The organism is Acinetobacter sp. P1(2025) (genome assembly GCF_051390655.1).
Lineage (GTDB): Bacteria > Pseudomonadota > Gammaproteobacteria > Pseudomonadales > Moraxellaceae > Acinetobacter > Acinetobacter junii.
In genome coordinates this window covers 23,454-30,416 of record NZ_JBPKBJ010000042.1, presented here as the reverse complement: position 1 = coordinate 30,416, position 6,963 = coordinate 23,454, and the positions used below count along the sequence as shown (strand labels likewise).

Annotated in this window: 7 protein-coding genes and 1 pseudogene; 3 read left to right on the top strand and 5 right to left on the bottom strand. The window is 37.9% G+C overall.

The window, feature by feature from the left end:
• A pseudogene (locus ACSC97_RS11770) lies at positions 1-113 on the bottom strand (IS701 family transposase); the annotation flags it as partial.
• Positions 114-232: 119 nt separating this feature from the next.
• On the opposite strand from ACSC97_RS11770, the gene ACSC97_RS11765 reads away from it, so the two are divergent.
• Complete coding sequence (locus ACSC97_RS11765; protein WP_004912673.1) at positions 233-397, top strand: hypothetical protein; 165 nt, start codon at positions 233-235, stop codon at positions 395-397.
• A 205-nt stretch (positions 398-602) separates the two neighbouring features.
• On the top strand, positions 603-1,730 hold the full coding sequence (locus ACSC97_RS11760) for a helix-turn-helix transcriptional regulator (RefSeq protein ID WP_436661061.1): 1,128 nt from the start codon (positions 603-605) through the stop codon (positions 1,728-1,730).
• A gap of 5 nt (positions 1,731-1,735) precedes the next feature.
• Here ACSC97_RS11760 and epmA read toward each other — a convergent pair whose 3' ends face one another.
• Both epmA and ACSC97_RS11750 read right to left on the bottom strand, forming a co-directional pair.
• Entirely contained in the window at positions 1,736-2,719 is a 984-nt protein-coding gene (gene epmA / locus ACSC97_RS11755) for an EF-P lysine aminoacylase EpmA (RefSeq protein WP_436661059.1), read from the bottom strand.
• Positions 2,716-3,783 (bottom strand): 4-phosphoerythronate dehydrogenase, encoded by a 1,068-nt coding sequence (locus tag ACSC97_RS11750; protein WP_436661057.1) that lies wholly within the window; start codon positions 3,781-3,783, stop codon positions 2,716-2,718. The genes epmA and ACSC97_RS11750 overlap by 4 nt, the downstream gene beginning before the upstream one ends.
• A 192-nt stretch (positions 3,784-3,975) precedes the next feature.
• On the opposite strand from ACSC97_RS11750, the gene ACSC97_RS11745 reads away from it, so the two are divergent.
• Positions 3,976-4,350 (top strand): diacylglycerol kinase, encoded by a 375-nt coding sequence (locus tag ACSC97_RS11745; RefSeq protein WP_168154190.1) that lies wholly within the window; start codon positions 3,976-3,978, stop codon positions 4,348-4,350.
• Positions 4,351-4,416: 66 nt separating this feature from the next.
• Here ACSC97_RS11745 and ACSC97_RS11740 read toward each other — a convergent pair whose 3' ends face one another.
• Both ACSC97_RS11740 and groL read right to left on the bottom strand, forming a co-directional pair.
• The gene (locus tag ACSC97_RS11740) at positions 4,417-5,154 is read right to left on the bottom strand and encodes a hypothetical protein (RefSeq protein ID WP_419378339.1); all 738 of its coding nucleotides are present in this window, start codon (positions 5,152-5,154) and stop codon (positions 4,417-4,419) included.
• Between the two features lie 159 nt (positions 5,155-5,313).
• Complete coding sequence (groL, locus tag ACSC97_RS11735; RefSeq protein ID WP_004956155.1) at positions 5,314-6,948, bottom strand: chaperonin GroEL; 1,635 nt, start codon at positions 6,946-6,948, stop codon at positions 5,314-5,316.
• Positions 6,949-6,963: the final 15 nt, after the last annotated feature.

The window sequence follows — 6,963 nt, the reverse complement described above, 5'->3', positions numbered from 1 at the left end:
TAAGTCTCGGCAAGTTGTGTGCAGCTAATAGAGTTCGGTTCTGTCATGAGAAAGCCCATATAAATGGGTAGAGTACAGGTTGCTGTAGAAGCATGTTTAATTCGTCTAATCACTGATACTTTATAAAGCATTTTAATACTTTTTTGAATCTGTCAATGCGTAAGTCCTATAGTAGAAAAATGAATTGCACATTAAAGTCTAAAATGAATAAACAAAACTTTGGGATGAAGTTATGAAGAAAGCATTATTGTGCCTAAGCGCATTGTTCTGTTTAGGTTTATCAGCGTGTGCTGTACATACACCTCATGGTAGCGTCGTTGTTGATCCAGATCGTACCTATGGTGGTGGCCATGGAGATTTCTGTCCTCCTGGACAGGCTAAAAAAGGTCGCTGCTAAGTTTAATTTTGTCTAAACTCACTTGTTGGGTTTAGACAATTTCCTCCTCCTGCAATCAAATGAAAATCATTACTAATTCAAACACACATTTCATCGAATAATTGCCTAAAACTTCACACTTTTTTACTTCTAGCGATTTCATTTATTAAAATGCCATATAAAATATAAGGAAATCTATTCTCTTCATTTTGATGGGATTTCTTCAATGGATCTAATTCAACGTTGTGCAGTTAAAGAAATCCTGAATCAAGTTCAGAATGCGGATGACTGGGTTATTTTTTTAGAGCATCTCAATCATCATTTTGATGTTCAAGCATCTCAACTTTTAGCAGTTGATCTCGAAGTTCAAGCACTTTCATTTAGTATTCATCATGGTGTCAACCTTGACTCGCATCAACTTGAACAAGCAGCGCTCAAGCAAATTCGTCTTGAAATTGATGATGATCCTCGTTTAAAAAAAATGTTATCTGCACCGATGAATGGTTGGATGCATTGTAAAGAGCATTTCCAAGAAGATGAGATCACCCAAACACAAGTTTATCAACAAGTATTAAAACCACTTGATCTAAGATTCTGTTCTGCCATCCAAGTTATTTTTGATCATAAGGTATGTGTCATTCTTTCATTTCTAACCAGTTATGATCGTGGTGCCTTAAGCTGTTCTGAGTTGAAACCTGTTTATGAAATTTTGCCGATCTTGCAGCAAAAAATTCAGCAATATCGACATCATTTTGAATATTCCACAATGACCCTTTTAGGCTCCCAGCTTATTCAAAAGATGAAGCAAGCTATTGCGATCATTAATTTTAACGGTGATATTTTAGAACTTAATGCGGAGGCACAACAATTATTTGAAATAAATCCTCAAATTCAAATAAAACAACGACGCTTTGTTTTTACTGGAGAGAATCAAACTATTTTAGACCAAAACCTAATCGAATTGGAGCGAAAATATAAAAATAATCCTGATTTAAGTTATGCCGAACGAACAAAAATTATGATGTTGGATCACCAACTTTTCCTGAGCCTAGATTTACTCTCTCCTGAAAAAGCGCATAAGATTTTTGGTTTGCGACCAGTTTTGTTGGTGACATTCTCAGGCTTAAAACATAGACCAAAATATCAGAAAGAAATTTGCGCAAAACTATTTATGTTTACACCTGTAGAACACAGAATCTGTGAACAACTCCTAGATGGAAAAACAGTCAAAGAAATTGCTATGTCACAAGATATTCAATCAGATACTGTCAAAAAGCATTTACAGTCTATCTTTAAAAAGACCCAAACTCACCGTCAAAGTGAGTTGATCCAATTATTAATGCAATTTCTATAACAGCTCTAGGCAATTTCAGCAGGAAAAGCGATCACTTGATCAATTTTCATCTTATTCATTACAACCATAAGTAAACGATCAATACCCAATGCAATACCCGAGCATTCAGGCATATGAGGTAAAGCAGATAATAGATATTGATCAGTAGGTATCACGGGTAAACCTTGTAAAGCACGTTCTTGATTATCGGCTTCAAATCGTGCTGCTAATACTTCTGCATCCAGAAGTTCGTCATAGGCATTAGCAAGCTCTAAGCCTTCAATATAGACCTCAAAACGAGCTGCAACCCATTCCCCATCTTCATCTTGTTTTACTTTTGCTAATGATGCCATCTCAGGTGGAAAATCTGTCAAAAATACAGGTTTGTCAAAGCCCAAACTTGGCTCTACAAAATGAGAAAATAATAAGTCCATGTAAGCCAAACGATCATCACCCAAATCAAGATTCAGACCGACACGATGTGCGGTGTCCTTAAGTTGTTTTAAGCTGGCTTGTAATGGGTTGATATCTAAACGATCTTGAAAAGCATGCTTATAACTCAAAATAATAGGACGAATTTCACCAAAACGATGTGCTAAACAGATTTCCAATAGATCCGCTGTCTCATGCATTAAGGCTTTCAAATCCATAGCAGGTCGATACCATTCCAACATGGTGAATTCGCTATTGTGTTTACGCCCATGCTCATCATCACGAAAGACTTTACAAATTTGAAAGATTGGGCCACTACCACTCGCCAACAATCGCTTCATCGGGAACTCAGGCGAAGTCTGTAAATATTGAGTATTTAATTTTCCATGAATATGACGCTGTACTTGTACTGACGCCAAATGCACATCTGTGACCCCTGCTTGAGACAAAACTGGGGTTTCAACTTCTAAAACATTTCGTTCAGCAAAAAACTGACGAATTTTATTGTACATCTCTGCACGGGCTTTTATTGCCTCAAGCGAACAAGTCGGTTGATAAGATTTCATAGTCTGGCTCATGCTTTTGGTCCACCGTGTGCTGCCCATTCACGGCGTAATGGATAATTCTTTCGGAGCAAATCAAACGCTTTTTGTTCAACTTTTCCATCCATGACACAAGCCCTTAATTTTTTATCATCTTCAGCAATATTATAAATTTGGCTAAGATACTGCTTGAGTACTTCTTTCAAATCTTGTTGTTCAAAGAATTGCTCAACATGCGGTAATTGGGTTTCGAACTGTTTAGATATTGGATAATCAAATTTATGACAAAATGCCTCATAAATCATCTGTGTACCACGAGCCTTACCTTCAAGACTATAACCCGCAATATGCGGTGTTGCTAAAGCCAACATATCTAGTAACTGTTGCGAAATTTCAGGTTCAAACTCAAATACATCTAATACAACTTTTCGATTGTTCCTTTGGATATCTGTCATTAAAGCTGCTTCTTGAATCACTGGACCACGCGCGCTATTAATCAGTATCGCGGATTCTTTCATTTGAGCAAACGTTGCTTCATTAAATAAATGTTGTGTTGGATGATCACCAGTTGACGTTAACGGTACATGAATGGATATGGCATCAGCACGTGCTAGTAACGCATCAAACGATACATTTTCAATACCATCTAGCTGTACAAAAGGATCATAACCAATCACTGTCCAACCTAATAATTGGGCCATTTTTGCAAGTCGACGACCAACATTACCTAAGCCAACAATCGCTAATGTAAATTCATGATTTCTTTCTAATAATTCGATGTCTAGGTGCAGCAACGCAGTGATAACATATTCTGCGACCGCTTGAGCATTACAACCCGCTGCATTCGTCCACGTGATGTTTTGTTGTTCTAGCGCTTGAATATCGAGATGATCTGTTCCAATCGTTGCACTACCGACAAACTGAATTGTAGTCTGGTCAATTAGGGCATGATTAACTTTAGTAACCGATCTAACCAATAAAGCATCAGCATTTTGAACATCTGCATGAGTCAATGTTCGCCCCGCTCGATGCTGTATTTCTGCAAACTCCGCAAAGAAATAATCGGTAAAAGCCAAATTTTCATCTGCGATAATTTTCATGCAGGATTTTCCATCTGTTGATCTAGGCTTATTATCCTTAGCATCAGTCAAATTGACAAATTAAATCTCAACGTTTCCAATAAAATGGCGAGAAACATTACAACTTTGCAGAGATCATGCGACTTATTGCCAATCCTCAGAAGCAGTTTTACTTTTATAATGGCGACATATTTTATCTCTTAAAGTTCTGTTATGACGCCTTACTCTCCCTACAAAGGCAAAAATGGTATCAAGCGTATTTTGAATGCAACGGGTTATTCTCTCGCTGGATTTAAAGCCGCATTCAACCATGAAGCCGCTTTTAGACAAATTTTATTACTCAATCTTGTTTTAATTCCAACTAGCTTTTTTGTTCATGTTTCTGCCCTTGAACAAGCATTGATGGTCGCTGTTTGCTTACTTGCTATTATTGTAGAGTTATTTAATTCTGCAATTGAAGCTGTGGTTGATCGAATATCGTTGGAGAAACATCAGCTCTCAAAAAATGCTAAAGATATGGGCAGTGCTGCTCAATTTGTATCTCTTGGAATCATTTTTTCAACATGGATGATTATCCTGTTAAAGTGATTTGTAAATAAGAAATGCTTTTGCATTTCTTATTTTTTTCAATACTCATAGTCATTTGATTCTAAATTAAAATCCGAATCCTAGACCAACGACAGGACCTTTTTGTACGGTATCCCATTTAAAGTTACCATCAGAATAGTCTTGTGATACGTATCGATAACCCACTCTAAAATTTACTGGGGTTGAAAATACAGCTTTACGATATCCCAAATAAGCCTGAGCGATTTGTGTTTGTTCAGTACCGTGAGTGTATTGCGCTGCTAAATTCCACGGAGAGGTAGAGTTGTAACGTATCCGTGCCCCACCAAAATATTCAAACCAGTCTTTTTCAACAGCAACACCTTTGCCCAAAGCATCTAAAGTTCCCTCTAGATCTGTATAATTCACACCTAAAGTGGGTTCAATGATCCAGCCTGTACCATCAGAAAATTGTTCAAATGCACGATAATAAATTCCTGCATTACTTAAGTTTACAGTGGTCGATAATGCAATTGGGTAATTATAAACTTGCTTTTCTTCTTCAGTCTTTACATATTGAATATCAGTATAAATCCCCCACTTCCCTTTGGTTACTTCCAGATGTCCCATCAAAGCTTGATCAAGCGCCTCTAGGGTATCTTTAAAAGGTTGATCTAACTGATAATTAATCCCCTGATAACCTATTGTTCCATTTATGTCCGCCGCAAAACCATAAATATTCAAAAAAACCTTAGTCTCACCTTGGAATGAATCTTTTATCGTATCCGCGTAGGCTTGCGAGCTTAAAGCTATACACCCAAGAACTAATAATGATAACCGAACCATTTTCTACTCCTAAAACCGTTTAATTATTTAAAATTTACTTATCAAGTTATTTATTTAAGTCAGATCATTAATAACGTTTTGATTGTGATTTTTCTATACTTCAAACGTAAAAAATCCCTACCAAGGCAGGGATTCTTTTAAATATGAGCGACGATGTAATTACATCATTCCGCCCATACCACCCATTCCGCCCATATCTGGAGCAGCTGGTTTATCTTCTGGGATATCAGTGATCATACATTCTGTAGTCAACATTAATCCAGCAACTGAAGCAGCATGTTCTAGTGCAGAACGAGTTACTTTAGCTGGGTCAAGGATACCCATTTCTAACATATCACCGTATTCACCAGTTGCAGCGTTGTAACCAAAGTTACCTTCACCCGCTTTCACTGCGTTAATTACAACTGATGGCTCATCACCAGCATTTGAAACGATTTGACGAAGTGGAGCTTCGATTGCACGACGCAAAATATTAATACCTGCTGTTTGATCTTCGTTAGCGCCTTTTAGACCTTCTAACACATTAACAGCACGTACTAGAGCAACACCACCACCAGCAACAACACCTTCTTCAACTGCAGCACGAGTTGCGTGAAGTGCGTCGTCTACGCGGTCTTTCTTCTCTTTCATTTCAACTTCAGTTGCAGCACCGATTTTAATCACAGCAACACCGCCTGCTAATTTAGCAACACGTTCTTGAAGTTTTTCTTTGTCATATTCAGACGTAGATTCTTCGATCTGCGCACGGATTTGTTGAACACGTTCAGCGATTTGTTCAGCATTACCAGCACCATCAACAATCACTGTGTTTTCTTTAGACACTGTGATTTTATGAGCAGTACCTAAATCTTGAAGAGAAGCTTGTTCTAAAGACATGCCTACTTCTTCAGAGATTACAGTTGCGCCAGTCAAGATTGCGATATCTTGAAGCATCGCTTTACGACGATCACCAAAACCAGGTGCTTTAACTGCACATACTTTGATAATACCGCGCATGTTGTTGACAACAAGAGTTGCAAGCGCTTCGCCTTCAACATCTTCCGCGATGATAAGAAGTGGTTTACCAGTTTTAGCAACTGCTTCTAAAACAGAAATCAATTCACGGATGTTGCTGATTTTTTTATCAACAAGAAGAATGAATGGATTTTCAAGTTCAGCAGTTAAAGTATCTTGTTTGTTTGCGAAGTATGGAGAGATATAACCACGGTCGAACTGCATACCTTCTACAACATCTAATGCATCTTCGAAGCCAGAACCTTCTTCTACAGTGATAACGCCTTCTTTACCTACTTTTTCCATCGCTTGAGCGATAAGCTTACCTACAGTAGTATCAGAGTTTGCAGAGATCGAACCGACTTGTTCGATTGCTTTGAAATCATCAGCAGGCTTTGCATTTGCACGGATGTTCTCAACAACAGTTTTAACTGCAATATCAATACCGCGTTTTAAATCCATTGGGTTCATACCAGCAGTTACTGATTTGATCCCTTCATTTAAGATTGCTTGAGCAAGTACAGTTGCAGTCGTTGTACCATCACCCGCGATGTCATTTGTTTTTGAAGAAACTTCACGAACAAGTTGAGCACCCATGTTTTCAAACTTGTCTTTTAAAGAAATTTCTTTAGCAACAGTTACACCATCTTTAGTGATGTGAGGTGCACCGAAAGAACGATCGATTACAACGTTACGACCTTTAGGACCTAAAGTAACTTTAACCGCATCTGCAAGTACGTTTACACCTGCAATCATTTTTGAGCGAGCTGAATCACCAAATTTTACGTCTTTAGCTGACATGTTAAACTCCGAATC

Bases quoted from the DNA above. Each gene is read 5' to 3' on its own strand.
- ACSC97_RS11765 (WP_004912673.1), top strand. From the start codon at position 233: ATGAAGAAAGCATTATTGTGCCTAAGCGCATTGTTCTGTTTAGGTTTA.
- ACSC97_RS11760 (WP_436661061.1), top strand. From the start codon at position 603: ATGGATCTAATTCAACGTTGTGCAGTTAAAGAAATCCTGAATCAAGTT.
- epmA (WP_436661059.1), bottom strand. From the start codon at position 2,719: ATGAGCCAGACTATGAAATCTTATCAACCGACTTGTTCGCTTGAGGCA.
- ACSC97_RS11750 (WP_436661057.1), bottom strand. From the start codon at position 3,783: ATGAAAATTATCGCAGATGAAAATTTGGCTTTTACCGATTATTTCTTT.
- ACSC97_RS11745 (WP_168154190.1), top strand. From the start codon at position 3,976: ATGACGCCTTACTCTCCCTACAAAGGCAAAAATGGTATCAAGCGTATT.
- ACSC97_RS11740 (WP_419378339.1), bottom strand. From the start codon at position 5,154: ATGGTTCGGTTATCATTATTAGTTCTTGGGTGTATAGCTTTAAGCTCG.
- groL (WP_004956155.1), bottom strand. From the start codon at position 6,948: ATGTCAGCTAAAGACGTAAAATTTGGTGATTCAGCTCGCTCAAAAATG.